This window comes from Phycisphaeraceae bacterium (assembly GCA_019636735.1).
Taxonomy (GTDB): Bacteria; Planctomycetota; Phycisphaerae; order Phycisphaerales; family SM1A02; genus VGXK01.
Window position 1 is genome coordinate 90,339 of record JAHBWY010000005.1, and the last position, 17,061, is coordinate 107,399.

General features: G+C 65.9%; 12 protein-coding genes. 7 read left to right on the forward strand and 5 right to left on the reverse strand.

All coding sequences use genetic code 11. The features are described 5' to 3' along the window. Positions 1-33: 33 nt before the first annotated feature. Positions 34-4,458, reverse strand: a complete 4,425-nt coding sequence (locus KF724_08405) for a hypothetical protein (protein ID MBX3355705.1) — start codon at positions 4,456-4,458, stop codon at positions 34-36. 197 nt (positions 4,459-4,655) lie between these two features. After that, entirely contained in the window at positions 4,656-5,930 is a 1,275-nt protein-coding gene (locus KF724_08410) for a quinolinate synthase NadA (GenBank protein ID MBX3355706.1), read from the reverse strand. A gap of 133 nt (positions 5,931-6,063) precedes the next feature. Between KF724_08410 and ispE the strand changes: the two genes are divergently transcribed. The 5 genes from ispE (at position 6,064) to KF724_08435 (ending at position 12,348) form a co-directional block, all read left to right on the forward strand. After that, positions 6,064-7,023 carry a 4-(cytidine 5'-diphospho)-2-C-methyl-D-erythritol kinase gene (gene ispE / locus KF724_08415; GenBank protein ID MBX3355707.1) on the forward strand — a complete coding sequence of 320 codons (960 nt, stop codon included), beginning with the start codon at positions 6,064-6,066 and terminating at the stop codon, positions 7,021-7,023. A gap of 52 nt (positions 7,024-7,075) precedes the next feature. Then, a complete protein-coding gene (locus KF724_08420; protein MBX3355708.1) occupies positions 7,076-8,839 on the forward strand; it encodes a M3 family oligoendopeptidase in 1,764 nt (587 codons plus the stop codon). Beyond that, a complete protein-coding gene (locus tag KF724_08425) occupies positions 8,836-9,912 on the forward strand; it encodes a saccharopine dehydrogenase NADP-binding domain-containing protein (protein MBX3355709.1) in 1,077 nt (358 codons plus the stop codon). Before KF724_08420 ends, KF724_08425 begins: the two co-directional genes overlap by 4 nt. A gap of 102 nt (positions 9,913-10,014) precedes the next feature. Beyond that, positions 10,015-11,595 (forward strand): aspartate aminotransferase family protein, encoded by a 1,581-nt coding sequence (locus KF724_08430; GenBank protein MBX3355710.1) that lies wholly within the window; start codon positions 10,015-10,017, stop codon positions 11,593-11,595. A 60-nt stretch (positions 11,596-11,655) separates the two neighbouring features. Continuing rightward, positions 11,656-12,348 carry a nitroreductase family protein gene (locus KF724_08435; protein MBX3355711.1) on the forward strand — a complete coding sequence of 231 codons (693 nt, stop codon included), beginning with the start codon at positions 11,656-11,658 and terminating at the stop codon, positions 12,346-12,348. Here KF724_08435 and KF724_08440 read toward each other — a convergent pair. Then, positions 12,332-13,282 carry a metallophosphoesterase gene (locus KF724_08440; GenBank protein ID MBX3355712.1) on the reverse strand — a complete coding sequence of 317 codons (951 nt, stop codon included), beginning with the start codon at positions 13,280-13,282 and terminating at the stop codon, positions 12,332-12,334. The genes KF724_08435 and KF724_08440 overlap by 17 nt on opposite strands. A 23-nt stretch (positions 13,283-13,305) precedes the next feature. Beyond that, positions 13,306-14,334: a hypothetical protein gene (locus KF724_08445; protein ID MBX3355713.1), complete on the reverse strand. Its 1,029-nt coding sequence runs from the start codon at positions 14,332-14,334 to the stop codon at positions 13,306-13,308. Positions 14,335-14,358: 24 nt separating this feature from the next. Here KF724_08445 and arfB point away from each other — a divergent pair, with 24 nt between their 5' ends. After that, the gene (gene arfB, locus KF724_08450; GenBank protein MBX3355714.1) at positions 14,359-14,850 is read left to right on the forward strand and encodes an aminoacyl-tRNA hydrolase; all 492 of its coding nucleotides are present in this window, start codon (positions 14,359-14,361) and stop codon (positions 14,848-14,850) included. A 15-nt stretch (positions 14,851-14,865) separates the two neighbouring features. Here the strand turns inward: arfB and purM are convergent, their stop codons facing one another. Continuing rightward, complete coding sequence (gene purM, locus KF724_08455) at positions 14,866-16,005, reverse strand: phosphoribosylformylglycinamidine cyclo-ligase (GenBank protein ID MBX3355715.1); 1,140 nt, start codon at positions 16,003-16,005, stop codon at positions 14,866-14,868. Positions 16,006-16,044: 39 nt separating this feature from the next. Between purM and sucD the strand changes: the two genes are divergently transcribed. Continuing rightward, the gene (gene sucD, locus KF724_08460) at positions 16,045-17,025 is read left to right on the forward strand and encodes a succinate--CoA ligase subunit alpha (GenBank protein MBX3355716.1); all 981 of its coding nucleotides are present in this window, start codon (positions 16,045-16,047) and stop codon (positions 17,023-17,025) included. Positions 17,026-17,061 lie beyond the last annotated feature (36 nt).

The window sequence follows — 17,061 nt, forward strand, 5'->3', positions numbered from 1 at the left end:
TCTCGATCGCTTGTTGCTTGACGCGCAGGCTCGCTACCGATTCCTGCGCTTGAAGATGTCGTCGAAGATGCCGCGAATCGGATCGCTGGGCTTGTCCGCGGGCGGTGTGCCACCCCCTTGCCCGCCACTGCCCTGTGGCGCATCGTTGCGACCCGGGATCCGCAGGATGCCGCGATCGCCGAAGAGACCATCGAGGACCTGATCGACGGGATTCGACCCGGGTGGCATGACGATGACCGGCTCGAACGCCATCTCGAGGTGACGGCCCTCCTCAATCGGACCACTGAAAGTCGCTCGAACCCGGATGGCGTTCACATCGACGAGCGGAAGGTTGCCGAGCACCTGATTCACTCGGCCGAAGAAGGCGTCGAAGCGCGTCGCCCCCGAGGCCAGACGGCCAACACCCACAATCGGATAGTCGACATTGATGGCGTTGGCGAACATCGGCGTCGACCCGATGTCAACATCGCCCGAGAGGAAGATCTGCTGGTTCCAGGTCTGGCCGATCTTGCCCATCGAGAGGATGAAGTTCTCGTAGCTCAGATTGCCCTTGTTCACGGTGACATCGAGTGGCGAGATGTTGCCGGGAATGATGCCGTCATCATCCTCTCGGACGAGTTGCAGCAAGTTGAGGATGGAGCCGCCCCGCTGAAGTTCAACATCGCCGACCACGAGGGAGAACCGGCTGTCGAACTCCCGCAGGTCGAACGAGGTCGGGAGATCGAGGCGACTGATGGTGAAGACGAGAGGCTTCCCCTCCTGCGGCCGAATGTCGGCCAGCACCGGGTTGATCGGGCGCAGGATCCGCTCGCGCAGCGTGGGGTTTGGAATCAGCGCGGCGGTAAAGGGGTTGCTCTGTGCGATCTGGAAGGCGTTGTCCTGGATGGCCACGCGACCAAGGTCAGCAACGAGGAACTCGCTCTTGAGGTTGCCCGTCAAGACAGAGCCCGGGTTCCCCGACGGGCTGACCGCGCGCACATCGACATCGAGCTGCGGGCCGATCGCTTCGACGAGGCTGCCGTCGCCATCCATGAAGACATCGAGAAGGGCCACGGGGAATCCCTGCATCTGCACATTGCCCTGCAAGGCGAGGCGCACCCAGTCGAAGGCGCCCTTGGTGTCGGTGAAGTCCGTCATCGTCGCGGCGACTGAGAGCGGATGGGCCCCGGTCTGCGGCGTGGTGAGCGTTGACTTGATCGCGGTGACCAATGACCGGCCATTACCGGCGAGCGTGACCTTGCCATCGACGGCGCCGAGTCGGGTGGTGCCGAGGCCGGCGATATCGAGGTCGAGATTGCCTGTAGTCAGGGTCACCGTCGACTTGGCCTTGGCCCATGGGCGGGTTCCATCACTGAGCGGCGCGGGAACGACAGTGTCACGAAGCGAAAGCGTGATGGGCACGGCGCTCGCGCGCGTGATCATGGTCCGACCGCGCGGATCCTTCTCCTGACTGAAGAACTCGGTGCTCTTGGCGGCATCCATCGTGATCGAGAGATCAGCGGTAGGGAGCGCGATGGACCCGTCGGCGGCGAGTGATGCCTTGCCCGCGCCGCGCATCGCGCCGACCGCCGTGTCGAACTGAAGGCCAAGCGCGCCCGCCGGCTCGGTCCCGGTCGCCAAGGCGAGCGTGCCTCGATCTCCCGGCGCCACGCCCGGCACGGTGGCCGGGTCAACTCCCGCCACACGAAGCAGGCGCGAAGCCTCAAGATCCTTCGAGTTCACCGTGGCATTCCACTTCCGGCCCGGCGTGGCCAGTGCACTCCCATCGAAACCAAAGTCCACATTGGCAATGGGTCCACTCGCCTGCGGCGCTGCGCCCGCCTGGCCTCCGGCGGCAGCCGACTCCTTGAGCGCCGTGGTTCCGGAGACCTTGGCGCCGACATCGTTGCCAAGATCAAGCGCCACCTTCGAGTCAAGCGACAAGAGCGACACGGGCTGCTCGACACCTGGCGCCTTGACGAGCGCAATGTTCGTCGACTTCAGAGTCAGATGGACTTCAGGCAAGGTCACCTGACCCGCTTCAAGCGCCGCGCGCGGCACTTCCATCGGATCGACCGCGATGACGACCGGCGCGGGCGTCGCCACGCGGAAGTCCTTCAGCCCGATTCCGTCAAGGAGCGCGTCAGTCAGAGTGGCGTTGACTGTCGTCTGATCGACTCGCACGCGCTCCGCATTCCAGTCAACGCGGCTCGTGACACCCTGCGCGCCGTCGGCCAAGCGAATCTGCGCTGCACCGAGTTTCATGCTTCCGTCGAATCCGACGCCGAGGGTCGACTGGGCAAGACCGAGCCCGAGCGAGCGAATCTGCTCGGAGACGGCGTGAAGCACGGCTGGCGCGCGGCTCCAGTCGATGGGGCCCACGGCGAGCGTGCCCTTCGCGCTCACGCTTGCGGCATCGAACTTGGAGCCGCCGATGCCAGCCAAGCCGCCGAGTTCGGCATCCACGCGCGACATCACGCCATCGACTGCGGCCGAGGCGGCGATCGTCGCGCCGCGGGCGAGCCCTGCGCTCTTGATCGTGGTTGCGATCTGCGAGAGGCCGATCGTTGTCTCATCACCAGCCGGGAGCGTGATCGCTCCCTTCACGGCGATCGACGCATCGATGACCGCATCGTTCAACTGCCACTGTTCGTCGCGCCTCGGCAACCCGAGCGAAGTGATCGAGATCGTGGCAGGAACGGGCGCAGTGGCACGCACGCCCAGCGGGGCGAGCAGCTCAGGTGCCGCAGTCACTTCCACCGTTCCACGGCCATCTCGCAGCGAGCCGCTCGCCGGATCGACGACCACGGAAAGGTCAGCCTTCACGCGCTCGGTGCTCAAGTTGACCTCGATCGGCGCATCAGAACCACCCTTGGCGCTCGCAGTGAGATTGACCACGGGTCCGATGTCGCGCACGGGATCGATCACAACCGGACCGGTCTCCGTGAGGAAGGGGCGAAGGCTGGCGCTCGGGATTCCGCGCGCCTGCACCTCGGCGGTCATCGAGCGCGGATCGGTGGAGATGCCGGTCGCAGACGCGGGGTCGCGCGCCAGTTGGGCACGGACCATCAGCGAAGTCGGGCTGTCCGGTGTGTCCGCGGCGCCTCCGGGAGTGCTGACTCGACCGGAGAGATCCACCGCAAGGGAGAGCGGCGCATCGGCGCGCGGTGCATCGAGCACCACGCGCGAGGTGTCCACGGTCAGCATCAAGGGCCCCACCGGTGTGACCGCTCGCTCCACGCTCAGTCGCGCGGAACCTACAGCTTTCCCGAGCGTCATCGCCAGATCATCATTGAAGAGGTTCTCGAGCGAACCTTCACCCGACACCGATCCGCGCCCACTTCCCATCGTGGTCTCGGCGGCCACTGCGAAGGTCGCGCGACCGCCGGTGCCGATCGCAAAGTTCGCAACGATCCCCTCCGCAGAGAAGGGTTCATCGCCGCCCTTGATCGCGACTCGGCCACGCTCGATCGCGGCGGCCACCTGGCTCGCCGAAATGCCCATCGGACCCGAGGGATCTCGACCAAGCGTCAGTCGGCCGGCGAGTTCTCCCACCTCGATCTGCTCCCGTGTGGCCCCATCCACGGCGAAAGCCACGGCAACCGCGCCGCTCGCATCACGCGCGTCAAGCGAAAGATCGAACGATCGCAGCGAACTCGTCTGCCCGTCGTACCGAAGTGCAGTCTCCTTCATCGACACCGAGGCGGTCCCCTTCATCGCGCCGACCGTGGGTGCACCGCTTGAGTCGAGAACGCCCTTGAGGTCTGCCTTGATCGCCATCGGTCCGGCAGGTCCGAGCGCCGCCGCACCACCGGTCGGGCTCGCTCCCGGCTTCAACGAGCCAAGGCGGCCATTCAGATCCGCCTGCACCGAACCATCCGCCGCAGCAAAGCGCACGCTCCCGCGGAAGTCGGAGAGGGCAATCGAACCTTCACTGCCCTGATCAATGATGAAGCTCGATGGATCGATCGTCAGTCGGACCACAAGACCCGAAGGCAGCGCCGGCGCTGGAGTGGTTCCTGAAGGAGTCGCTGGCGGCACGGGCTTCGGCGGCGTCGATGGCGTTGTGGCCGATGGTGGCGGGGTCTTGACGAGGCTTGCGAGACCGAGCGTGCCATCAGGTGCCTGCGAAGTCGTCACGGCCACGAGGGCCTCGACATCAAGTTCGCCCATCGGGTCGGTCATGAGCGAGAGGAGCGATCGGTTCACCGCCACCACGGCGAAGATCTCGTTGCCGTTGGCGCGGTCACTGATTGTGAGCCCATCGATCTTCTGCGGGGCCGTCCAGCCGAATCGCACGCGTGTCACCGAGACATCACCGTTGACCTGATCGCGCACAAGACCGGTGACGATGCGGCGACCGATGGTCATGCTGATCAGGGTCGGTGCGAGCGCGACGAGGATGACCAGCACCACCGCCACACCGACGACCCACCGAAGCCAGCGCCTTCCGCTCCGAGCCTGCGTTGAATTCTTCATGGCATCCTCAGGTTACCCCGGCCATGACGCGCGCAAGCGGCCGAGGGCGAAGTCCCTGACCGGCCTGCGGCAATCAGATTCCCGCGCCCATGCATCGGCGTGACCGGCCCCGTCCCGAAGTCGCGAGCGGCAGCCGCGGTGCCCTCGGTTGGCCGGATTCCGGCGCTCGTCGTCACCGGGTCGCACACCGAGCTCGATCAATCAACCAGCGCCGGCTCCTTCGCCGTGGGCGGCGGCGCGGCGTTGGCCAGCATCCGGTCGACCGCGAGCCTTGCGAGCCGCTTGGCGTCGGGGTGCACACGGATCTCGTTGACGACGCGCCCTTCTGCGAGGTGATCGAGCACCCACAGGAGATGCGCCTGATCGATTCGGTACATGGTGGTGCAGAGGCACTGGCAGTCGCTCAGGATGCGCACGCGCACACCGCGCTCCGCCGCCTGCCGGGCGAGGCGATTCACGAGGTGCACCTCGGTGCCCACCGCCCATGATGACCCGGGCGGCGCCGATTCGATCTCGCGGATGATGAACTCGGTGCTTCCCACCTTGTCCGCGATCTCGACCACCTCCTGACAGCACTCCGGGTGAACAAGCACCGTCTCCACACCCGACTCCTGCCGCGCCTGCGCCACATGCTCGGGTCGGAAGAGTTTGTGCACCGAGCAGTGACCCGCCCACAGCAGGATGGTGGCGTGGCGAATCGTCTCGGGCGAGAGGCCGCCGAGCTCCTTCTTCGGATCCCACACGGCCATGTCAGCACGCTTGGCCGAGCGTGAGGCGGCGGTCTTCTTCGATGCGCCCGGTTCGCTCGGGCTCCTGGAGCCCTGCGCCTTGGCGCGCTCCGCGTCGATCTCGCTGATGAATCCCGCTCGTCGAGCCGTGTTGCGCCCGAGGTGTTGATCGGGCATGAAGAGAAGCTTGATGCGCTCGCCCCGCCGCTTCGGAGTCTCGCCGCCACGGAGCGCCCAGTCGAAGACCTGCGCCGCATTGCTGCTGGTGCAGCAGGCGCCGCCGCGCTCTCCGACGAAGGCCTTCACCGCGGCGCTTGAGTTGACATAGGTGATCGGAATGATGCGGACCGAGTCGTCGTCGATGGTGGCGTGGAGCTCCTCCCAAGCGGTGATGGCGTCCTCATAGTCGGCCATGTCCGCCATGCTGCACCCGGCGGAGAGGTCGGGCAGGATGACGCGGACCCGATCCTCGGTCAGGATGTCCGCCGTCTCCGCCATGAAGTGGACTCCACAGAAGACGATCCACTCCGTGCCGCGCTTCGGCACCTCGGCGGCGGCCAGTTGGCTCAACTTCAGACTGTCGCCGGTGAGATCGGCATGGCGGACGACATCATCCTGCTGGTAGTGATGCCCAAGAATGAGGAGTCGACCTCCCAATTCGCGGCGCCGCGCGGTGATGGCGCTGCTGAGGTCGTCATCGCTCATCATCCTGTACTTCTCGGGAATCGCGGGTTGCCAGAGCATGAAGCATCTCCGAGGGCGAAGATTGTAGCGCCCAGGCGCGCATGAAGTTCGCGCCATACGCTTCGCACGCCCCAAGGTGGGCTGCCGAATGCATCGCCCTCCCAGGTCGCCCCCCTCAATCCCGCTTCAGTTCATGACCGTTCGAAGAACCATCACGCTGGCCGCTCCTGCAAAAGTGAACCTTGCGCTCTCCGTGGGCGCGCCGTCCCCGGCTCACGGCGGTCTTCATCCCATCTCAAGCTGGATGGTCACCGTCGATCTCGTCGACGACCTGACACTCACGCGCCTGGAGGACGACGGACTCTCCATGTACGCCATCCTGTGGGCGGAGGATGCCAAGCGCCGGAGCGAGATCGACTGGTCCGTCACGCGCGACCTCGCCGTGCGCGCCCACCAGGCGGTCGAGGCGCATGTCGGACGCCAGTTGCCCATCAAGATGAAGCTTGAGAAGCGCATTCCCGTCGGCGGCGGTCTCGGCGGCGGCAGTTCGAACGCCGCGGCGATGCTGCGCGGAGTGAACGAGCTCTTCGACCTCGGCCTCGACCAATTGACGCTGACGCGACTCGGCGCCTCGCTCGGCTCCGATGTTCCCTTTCTTGTGCGCGGTGGAAGTGCGCTCGTCGAAGGCGTGGGCGAGGCGCTCGAGCATCATGCGCAGGTTCCCGAGCTGCACATGGTGCTGGTCCTTCCCGAGGCCGCGTGTCCGACGGGACCTGTCTACGGCGCCTTTGATCGACTGCGTCCGGGCGCCGATCTTGACGCAGCGCGGGTGCGGGCGCTCGCGCGCACGGCGCTCGAGGCCGCCATGCCCGGCGGGCATGAAGGAAGCGCCCGCGCCCCACTCGATGTGGCGCTCCCCTTCAATGACCTTGCGGCACCGGCCTTCGAGATAGCGCCCTCGCTCGCCGAGGATGCGGCGGAGATCGCCGAGATCGTGGAGCGGCCTGTGCATGTGAGTGGCAGCGGCTCGACGCTCTTCTTCCTGTGCAGTGGCCGACTCGAAGCGGAGCTTCTGGCCGAGGCGGTCGTCCAGAGGCTCCATCTCCCCGCTGTGGCGGTGAAATCGACGGCCACACCGGGATTCCGCGGCTGATCGAGTCACTCGCGGGGGAAGGCCGCGCCCTGCGGTAGTCTCTCTCCTCCCCATGACTGACTCCACGCACGGCCCGCACTCTTCTTCAAAGCCCTTCGTCCCCGCCGGTCTCGACGCCACCCACTGGGAGTCGCTCGAACCTCTCTATCGCTCACTTCTTGAGCGGCCGCTCAGGTGCGCCGGCTGCCTTGAGCAGCTCATCCTCGATCGAAGCGAGCTCGACGCCTTCGCCAGCGAAGCGGAGGCGAACGCCTACATTCGAATGACCTGCTTCACCGACGACGCCGAGGCCAAGGCGCGCTTCCTCCAGTTCATCGAGAAGGTCGATCCTCAGCTCAAGAAAGTTGGCTTTGAACTCGATCGGCGGATCGCCGAGAGCCCCTTCGCCAAGGACCTCAACCAGGCGCGCTACGGCGTGCTGCTGCGTGCGCTCCGACAGAGCGTCCGACTCTTCCGCGCCGAGAACATCCCGATCGAGACGGAGCTCACCAAGCTCGATCAGCAGTACAGCGAAATCAACGGCGCCATGACTGTGGAGTTTGAAGGTCGTGAGCAGACGATGCCCCAGATGGCGCGCTACCTCGAGGTGACCGACCGATCGGTGCGCGAGGGGAGTTGGCGAGCGACGGCCGAACGACGGCTTCGCGACGCCGATCGCATCAGCGTCATCTACGACCAGATGATCAAGCTCCGGTCGCAACTGGCACGCAACGCCGGATTCGACAACTTCCGTGACTACCAGCATCAACGGTTGCATCGCTTCGATTACACCCCCGCCGATTGCGAGACCTTCCACACCGCAGTCGAGCAGGTGTGGGTGCCCGTGCTGCGGCGACTGAATGCGGAGCGAACGCGAGTGCTGGGCCTTCCCGCCCTTCGGCCATGGGACTTGAAGGTCGACATCCACGGGCGTGCGCCGCTGCGTCCATTCGACGGCGCCGACGATCTCGTCGAGCGAACCTCGAAGGCGTTTCACCGAATGGATGGCGAGCTGGGGCGGATGTTCGACTCGATGCGGGGCGGCGGCTGCCTCGATCTCGACTCGCGCAAGGGCAAGGCCCCCGGCGGCTATCAGTATCAGCGTCAGTACTCGCGCTCGCCCTTCATCTTCATGAACGCGGCGGGTCTGCAGCGCGACCTTGAAACGATGGTGCACGAGGCGGGGCACGCTTTCCACTCCATCCTCTGCAAGGACGATCCGATCCTCGCGTATCGCGGCAGCCCCATGGAGTTTGCGGAGGTCGCCTCGATGAGCATGGAGCTGCTGACCTTCCCCGTGCTCGATGAGTTCTACAGCGAGGGTGATGCCAATCGAGCTCGCCGCGGCCTGCTTGAGAACCTCGCGACGATGGTGCCGTGGATTGCGCAGATCGACGCCTTCCAGCACTGGGTCTACATGAACCCCGGACACTCGCACGACGAGCGCGCCGCCGAGTGGCTCCGACTCAATCGCCGCTTCGGCCCGACGGTCGATTACAGCGGACTCGAAGAGGTGGAGCGCACGGCGTGGCAGCGGCAACTCCATCTCTTCGGCGTGCCCTTCTATTACATCGAGTACGGCATCGCGCAGCTTGGCGCTCTCCAGCTCTGGCTGCGCTCCCGACGCGATCCCGCTGCGGCGCTCGCCGGCTACAAGCGAGCCCTGGCGCTCGGCGGTTCGCAGCCGCTGCCCAAGCTCTTCGAGGCGGCAGGCATCCGCTTCGAGTTCGGCCCCGCCATCATGCGCGAGCTCCAGGATGAAGTCTCGCGCGAACTCGAGCGCACGGCGCCAGCGTCCGTCGCCGCCGCAACCCGCAACACTCCCCACCACTCATGAAGCCTGTCGTTGTGCTCGGGTCCGGCAAGATCGGCCGGACGGTGATTTCGTTCCTTCAAGGCAGCGGCGACTACGCCGTCACCGCGGTTGATCATGCGCCGGCGCTGCTGGAAGAGGCCGCTCGCCTTGCGCCCGGATGCCGGACCGCGACCGCCACATTCGATGACGCCGCGGCACTCGATCGCGTGCTCAAGGGTGCCTTCGCGGTGATCAGTTGCGCCCCTTTCTTCTGCAATGAGTTGATTGCCACGCGAGCCAAGGCCGCGGGCGTGCACTACCTCGATCTCACCGAGGATGTCAAGGTGACGAAGGCGGTGAAGGCGCTCGCCCAAGGCGCGGCGACAGCCTTCATTCCCCAGTGCGGCCTCGCGCCGGGGTTCATCACGATTGCCGCGACGCATGTCATCGAGGGCATCGATGAGCTGCACGAGGTTCGCATGCGCACCGGCGCGCTGCCCGAGCATCCGAACAACGCGCTCAAGTACAACCTGACCTGGTCGACCGACGGCTTGATCAACGAGTACATCCAGCCCTGCGAAACGGTCATCGATGGCAGCCTGACCCTGGTGCCGGCGCTCGAGGGGATGGAGCGCGTCATGATCGGCGGGATCGAGCTCGAAGCGTTCAATACGAGCGGTGGGCTCGGAACCTTCGCCGAGACGCTCGCGGGCAAGGTTCGTCACCTCAACTACAAGACAATGCGCTATCCCGGCCACAACGCCGTGATGAAGCTGCTTCTGCATGATCTTCGCTTCCGCGAGCACCCCGATGAGCTCAAGCAGGTGCTGGAGCGCTCCATTCCGAGCACGCATCAGGACATCGTGGCGATCTTCACCAGCGCGATCGGTCAGGCGGCGGGCCGGCTCGTTCAGCGCTCCTACGCGAAGATCATTCGTCACGCGGTCATCGGCGGCCACCACTGGACGGCCATCCAGATCACGACGGCGGCAGGCATCTGCGCCATGCTCGACCTTCTGCGCGAAGGGAAGGTTCCCCAGCGCGGCTTCGTTCGCAATGAAGATGCAAGCTACGCCGATTTCATCGCGAATCGCTTCGGCCAGCACTACGCCTGAATCGACGGGGCCCCTTGGTGAGAGTCGCCTGCGACCACAGACGCGCCAGGCACCCCGGCCCGGCCTCTCACCGATGACCATGGCGACAGCACGGACAAACCAGTGACCGCCAACGCTCCACGACGCCCGCACGAGCGCTCCTCCTTTCGCGAGGAGGCGCATGCGCTCGTCGATTGGATCGCCGACTACATGCAGCGGGTCGAGTCACTGCCGGTGCTCAGCCGCGCCGAACCGGGCGAGATTCGCGCCGCGTTGCCGGCAAAGCCGCCGGAGCATGGCGAGAGCTTTGATCGAGTGCTCGCCGACATCGATCGCGTGATCCTGCCGGGCGTCACCCACTGGCAGAGCCCGAACTTCTTCGGGTTCTTCCCCGCCAATGCGAGCGGGCCGGCGATTCTCGGCGAACTTCTCAGTGCAGGCCTCGGCGTGCAGGGCATGCTCTGGTCGACAAGTCCCGCGTGCACCGAACTCGAGCAGCTCGTGCTCGATTGGCTCGTTGACATGATGGGACTGCCCGCGCGGTTTCGCAATGATGGGGGCGAGCGCGCCGCCGATGTCGGGAGCGATGGCAGACACGGCCCAGATCGCGTGCGCGGCGGCGGCGTGATCCAGGACACCGCGTCAAGTGCACTGCTCTGCGCGATCATCGCGGCGCGAGAGCGAACGAGTGGTTTCGCCATCGATGCCGGTGGTGTCGGGGCGTGGCCCAAGCCGCTCGTCGCCTACGCGAGCAGCGAGACCCACAGTTCGTTCGTCAAGGATCTCCGCATTGCGGGCCTTGGGGCTTCAAGCCTCCGCGCCGTCGCTGTCGATGCGTCCCGGGCGATGAGCCCGCACGCGCTCGAAGCGGCGATTATCGAGGACAAGGCTGCGGGGCGAGAGCCCTTCTTCATCTGCGCGACCGTCGGCACCACCTCCACTCATGCGATGGACCCCGTTCCACGCCTTGCCGAAGTGGCGCAACGGCATGGCTGCTGGCTGCATGTCGACGCTGCGCACGCGGGCAGCGCCGCCATCTGTCCGGAGTTCCGCTGGATTGCCCACGGCGCCGAGCATGCGGACAGTTGGTCCTTCAACCCGCACAAGTGGATGGGCGTGAACTTCGATTGCTCGGTCCTGTGGGTCGCCGATCGCGCCACGCTCGTGCGTGCGCTCTCCGTGCTGCCGGAATACTTGCGCAATCGCGCGACCGAGAGCGGCAAGGTCGTCGACTACCGCGACTGGCAAGTTCCGCTCGGTCGGCGATTCCGCTCACTCAAGCTCTGGTTCGTGATCCGGCACTTCGGAGTCGAAGGCCTGCGAGCCATCATCCGCGAGCATGTGCGACTGGCCCAGCTTCTGCGCTCGTGGGTCGAGGCCGATCCGGAGTGGGAAGTGATGGCGCCGACTCCGCTCTCGCTCCTCTGCTTGCGCTACCGAGGCCGCGCGCCGGCAGTGAGCCGCGCCGGGGCAACGGGCGCTTCGACCGACTCCACCACGCCGCCCGCCACGCTCGATGCCATCAACGAGGCGATCATGCATCGCGTGAATGGAAGCGGGAAGGCCTTCCTGACTCACACCCGCGTTGATGGCGCTTTCGTCATGCGCGTCTCGATCGGGGCGCTCTCCGTGCAGGAGGCGCATGTCCGGGCGCTGTGGGCGCTCCTGCGGGAGTCGGCCTCAGCAGGCACCGCGACCGCGTGAATCCGCGTGTCAGATCGACGCCATGCGGCGGCGATGATGCCATGATGCAATGATGCGACGATGCCACCTTCATTCTCGCCGCTTCGTCGCTTCGACCCGGGCATGCCTGCCCCGGACGCGGCCCGACGCTTCCTACAGGTGATGGCGCTGCGCCGCTCGGTTCGAATGTTCAGCAACCGGCCTGTGTCGCGCGAGACGATCGAGTCGATCATCGCCGCGGCGGGAACCGCACCCAGCGGCGCGAACAAGCAACCCTGGCGCTTCGTCGCCGTTCAGGACCCCGCGATCAAGCGAGAGATCCGCGAAGCGGCCGAAGTCGAGGAGCGTGAGTTCTATGGGCGCCGCGCCAACGCCGAGTGGCTCTCCGACCTTCAACCCTTCGGCACCGATGAGCACAAGCCCTTTCTTGAAGCGGCGCCGTGGCTCATTGCCGTCTTCAAGCTCGTGCGTGACGATCACGCGGGCAGCGCATCGGATCAGGTCTACTACATCAACGAGTCAGTGGGAATCGCGGTGGGGCTTCTGCTGGCGGCGGCCCATCACGCCGGGCTTGTCACGCTCACGCACACACCCAGTCCGATGAAGTTCCTCGCCAGCATCCTGCGACGCCCCGATCATGAGCGCCCCTTCCTGTTGATTCCCGTCGGCTACCCCGCCGACGATTGCGTGGTGCCCGACATCACGCGCAAGCCGCTCAGTGAGATCATGGTGGTCGACCGCCCCGAAGCCGACGCGTCTAGCGCTTCACGGTGAGCAGGAGAATCTCAGCCGGGCAGTTGACGCGCGCCGGGAACCAAGACCCGGCGCCGACATTCACAAAGAGCCGACTGTCGCCCTGCGCGTAAAGCCCCTTTCGGAGCGAACGAAGTCGCTCGCGAGCGGGGACTGAGCGATGGGCCCCGGCTGGCTCGGGAAGCACCACCTCGGGAGTGCCGCGCGCACTCTCATCTCGCGGTCTCGGCGCCCGCACCGCGCGATCGGGCAACCCGACCTGACCTCCATGCGTGTGTCCGGCCAAGGTCAACGGAATGCCAAGCCGAACCGCGGCGGGAAACGCCTTGGGATTGTGGGCCAGGAGAAGATCGGGTCGCTCGCGCAGCGAGGCGACGCGCTCCTTGAGCTCGCGCTTCGTGCGCCCCCAGTCAATGCCGCCCACGCGCAGCGCATCCGAGCGCGCCTTCGTCTCCCGCGCCTCATCAACCTCATCCTGAAGCACTCGCAACCCACGCTTCCTCGCCGCACGAACGAGCGCATCGGGGTCATCGAGATGATCGTGATTACCAAGCACGAGATAGCGCCCCATCGGCGCCCGGAGTTCACCCATCGCCTTCAGGAGCGGCTCGGCGCCGCGCCACTCGAGGTCGACCACATCACCCGTGCAGGCGAGAAGGTCGGGCTTCGCGCGATCGACGCGCTCGATGATCTCGAGCGCCTTCGGCATCGGCATCAGTTCGCCCAGGTGAAAGTCGCTCACATGGGCAATGCGCAGTCCCTCGAAGCGCTCCGGCCAAGAAGGAACATGGAGCGTGATCTCCCGCAGCTCGATCGGGCGCAGGAGATGTCGCCGCTTGAGCGCCCCGCCCAGCAGGCGATCGGGCGCGACGGTGAAGAAGAAGTGACGCAGCTTCGCGCGCGCGAGCTTGGCACCCCCACCGCGACGCTGAGCAACCTTGGGCCGACGCGGCATGGGTGATGAAAGGCCCGCACGCCTCAGAAGTGAAGGACACCGCCGACAAAAAGGCCCGCCACGCTGGCGTCCAAGTCCTGATTGCGACCCTTCGCCTGTATGTTCTGAAGGCGATACCCGAAGGTGACGCCGAGATTGTCGATGGGATAGACGGTCAGTCCAGCGCGCACCTGGTAGTAGGAGCCCGTCCCCGGATACGCCGGTCCGAACGCGCCGTCGGCGTCGATGCTCATGCGCTCCAGCAGCGGGAAGACATCGCGCAACCAGATGTCGACCGACACCCGACCGCCGATGTAGACGGCGGTCCAGGTCTGATCGAGCGTGGTGGACTGATTCGTCCGAAGGCTCGTCACCTCGAGATCGGTATTGATCGCCCGCACGCCGACGAACGCGCCGAGTCGGAGATCGGAGCGATAGCCACCAGGGCCACCAAGGCCGCCATCGGCCACACGATTCTTCGTTCGATTCGCTTCGTTCACTCCACCGAAGGGAAAGGGCCGATCAGCAAACGGGCGATAGAGATCGACGCCGAACTCACCTCCGATGTTCCACATGCTGAATTGGCTGGCGAGTGGATCCCCCGCGACGATGTTCACTCCTCCGAAGTTGTTGTTGAAGGGCGCGATGGAACCACCATCGGTGCTGAAGGAGCTCCCACCGACGCGCACATTGAGGAAGCGCCAGCGCACCTCGAGGTCGCCGGCGAAGCTCGTCTCCATCGATGAGAGACCGAGATCGCTCTTCAAGTCATAGGTCAGCGAGTTGCCGACGGTGACATCGCCCGAAACGCGCGCGAACCACGCCCCGGCCGCAAGGTTCACCTGAAGGCGATCCCACGCGCGAAGCTCATCTTCGAGTTCCGGCGCCAATGGCGGCGGTGGTGCGTCATTGCTCCCGGACGCCGCAGGCTGGCGCGGGACCGCGAAGATCCCGGTGGTGGTCGTCGCAGAGACCGGCACCACTTCGTCGTCATCCATCGGTGCCCCCAATGCCGCGACTGCCGAGCCCAAGCCCATCAAGCACGCCAAGCCGATCGTGGTGACACCTCGCATGTCGGGAGCGTACCGTACGCATCGATGATTCCCGGAGGCTCACACTCCGATGAGGGCGAACCTCGACCGGCGCCGCGCCACGCCGTTCGCCCACCCAACGCCATCGACCTCGGTCGCGGGGCGTGGGTGGCACCGCAGCGATTGAAATGGTCCTTCAGCCGGGCTGGCGGGCCGGGCGGTCAACATGTCAACACCACCAGCACACGCGCTTCGCTTCGCGTGCATCTTGACGATATCGGCGGTCTCAACGCTGCCGCGCGGCAGCGCCTGATGACCCTCGCCTCCGCATGGCTTGCGCGTGGCGAGGAGCTCGTCCTCCATGCCGACGAGACGCGCTCGCAACTCGACAACCGCGAGGCGGCGCTCCGCCGGCTGGCCGAAGTGGTCACACGCGCTGCCACGCCGCCGAAGGTGCGCCGACCGACCAAGCCGACGCGCGGAAGCAAGGAGCGGCGACTGGCCTCGAAGAAGCGTGACGGTGAAAAGAAGTCGCGGCGCCAGTGGCGCGATGAGTAGCGCAGGCCGGGCGCATCAGGCGAAGCGCACTTCGCCTGTGCCCTTCTCGATACTTCCGCAGACAAAGGCCATTTCGCCATAACGGCGGAGCTTGGCCAGCACGCCCTCGGCGAAGCTCGGCCGGACCACCAGCATGTAGCCGACGCCCATGTTGAAGACGCGCCACATCTCATCCTCCGCCACGCCGCCATGGCGCTGCAGGAAACGGAAGATCGGAGGCACCGTCCACGCCGAGCGATCGATGACGGCATCGACCTTCTCCGTCAGAGCTCGACAGAGGTTCCCGGGAATGCCGCCGCCGGTGATGTGGGCCATGCCCGAGACGACCTTCTTGCGCCGATAGGAGTTGAGCAGCTTGACGATCGGCTTCGCGTAGATGCGCGTCGGCTCGAGCAGGATGTCGATGAGCCGCAATTGCGTGCTCCAGGAGAGCGGCGTTCCGTCGAGCTCTGGATAGACCGCGTCGAGATCGAGCCGCGCGTCGCGGACGATGCGACGCACCAGTGAGTAGCCATTGCTGTGAATGCCGCTCGAGGCGAGGCCGATCACGACATCGCCGCGCCGGACGCGCGTTGCATCCATCGCGCGGTCAAGTTCGACCACGCCGACCGCGAAGCCCGCGATGTCGAAGTCGCCTGGCTTGTAGATGTCGGGCATCTCCGCGCACTCGCCGCCGATCAGGGCACAGCCGGCCACCTCGCACCCCTTCGCCACGCCTTCGATGATTGAAGCCGTCTCCTTCGGCTTGATGCGACTCAGTCCGAGGTAGTCGAGGAAGAAGAGCGGTTCGGCTCCCTGCACGATGAGGTCGTTCACATTCATCGCCACACAGTCGATGCCGACCGTGTGATGCACACCGCGCTCCGCCGCGAGCAGCACCTTGGTTCCCACACCATCGGTGCAGGCGACAAGCACCGGGTCGCGGTAGTTGCGCTTGAAGAGCTTCTCGTTGAAGTCGAGGCGGAACATGCCCGCGAACGCGCCGTGGCGTCCGATCACGCGCGGACCATGGGTGCGCCGAAGAATCGGCTTGATGAGGTCGACCACCTCATCACCCGCATCGATGTCGACGCCTGATTGTGCATAGGTCAAGCCGCCCGATGGCGCACCGTCGCGGGTGGCCGAGGAAGCGTCGCCCTTGGGCGCTGGACTCATGTCCGAATGGTAACGGATGCTGCTATCCTTCCCGCCCCCATGTCGATCCTCGTTGATGGTGCAACCAAGGTCATCTGCCAGGGCATCACCGGCTCCACCGGTGCCCTGCACACCAGGGGTTGCTTTGAGTATGGAACGCAGCTTGTCGGCGGCACCTCCCCCGGCAAGGGCGGAAGCCGCGACGCCAACGGTCTGCCCGTCTTCGACACGGTCCGTCAGGCCGTGCGCGACACGGGCGCCACGGCGTCGATGATCTTCGTTCCGCCGCCGGGTGCTGCCGATGCGATTCTTGAAGCGGCCGACGCGGGCATCACCGTCATCTGCGCCATCACCGAAGGCGTGCCCGTGCAGGACATGGTGCGCACGCGCGCCGTGCTCGACCGCGTGCACCCTCAAGTGAAACTCATTGGTCCGAACTGCCCGGGCGTCATCACTCCCGGACGGCGCGTCGCAGGTTCCGGGGCCGAGCCATCGACCGCGCGCTTTGAAGGCGGCTGCAAGATCGGCATCATGCCCGGGTACATCCACACGCATCGCCACGATGCCACAAGCGGTCGCGCGGTGGGCATTGTGAGTCGATCAGGCACGCTGACCTACGAAGCGGTCTGGCAGACTTCATCACTCGGCATCGGCCAGAGCACCTGCGTCGGCATCGGCGGAGATCCGGTGCGCGGCCTCGGTTTCATCGAGGTGCTCGAGATGTTCAACGCCGATCAGGAGACGGACGGCGTGGTGATGATCGGCGAGATCGGCGGCAACGACGAGACCCTCGCAGGGCGCTGGGTTCAGACCCACATGCGAAAGCCCGTCGTTGCGTTCATCGCCGGTCGAACGGCCCCGAAGGGCAAGCGCATGGGCCATGCCGGCGCGATCATCGGCGGCGCCGATGACACGGCGCAGGCGAAGATCGAGGCTCTGCGCGGCTTCGGCGTGCAGGTCGCGGAGAGCCCCGCAGACATCGGCGTCGCAATGGCGAAGGCGCTGGGCGTGTCTGCGGTCCTCGCTTCAGCAGCGGTGTGATGGCGCGGTGGATTGAGTTGCGGGTGGCTCCGGCGC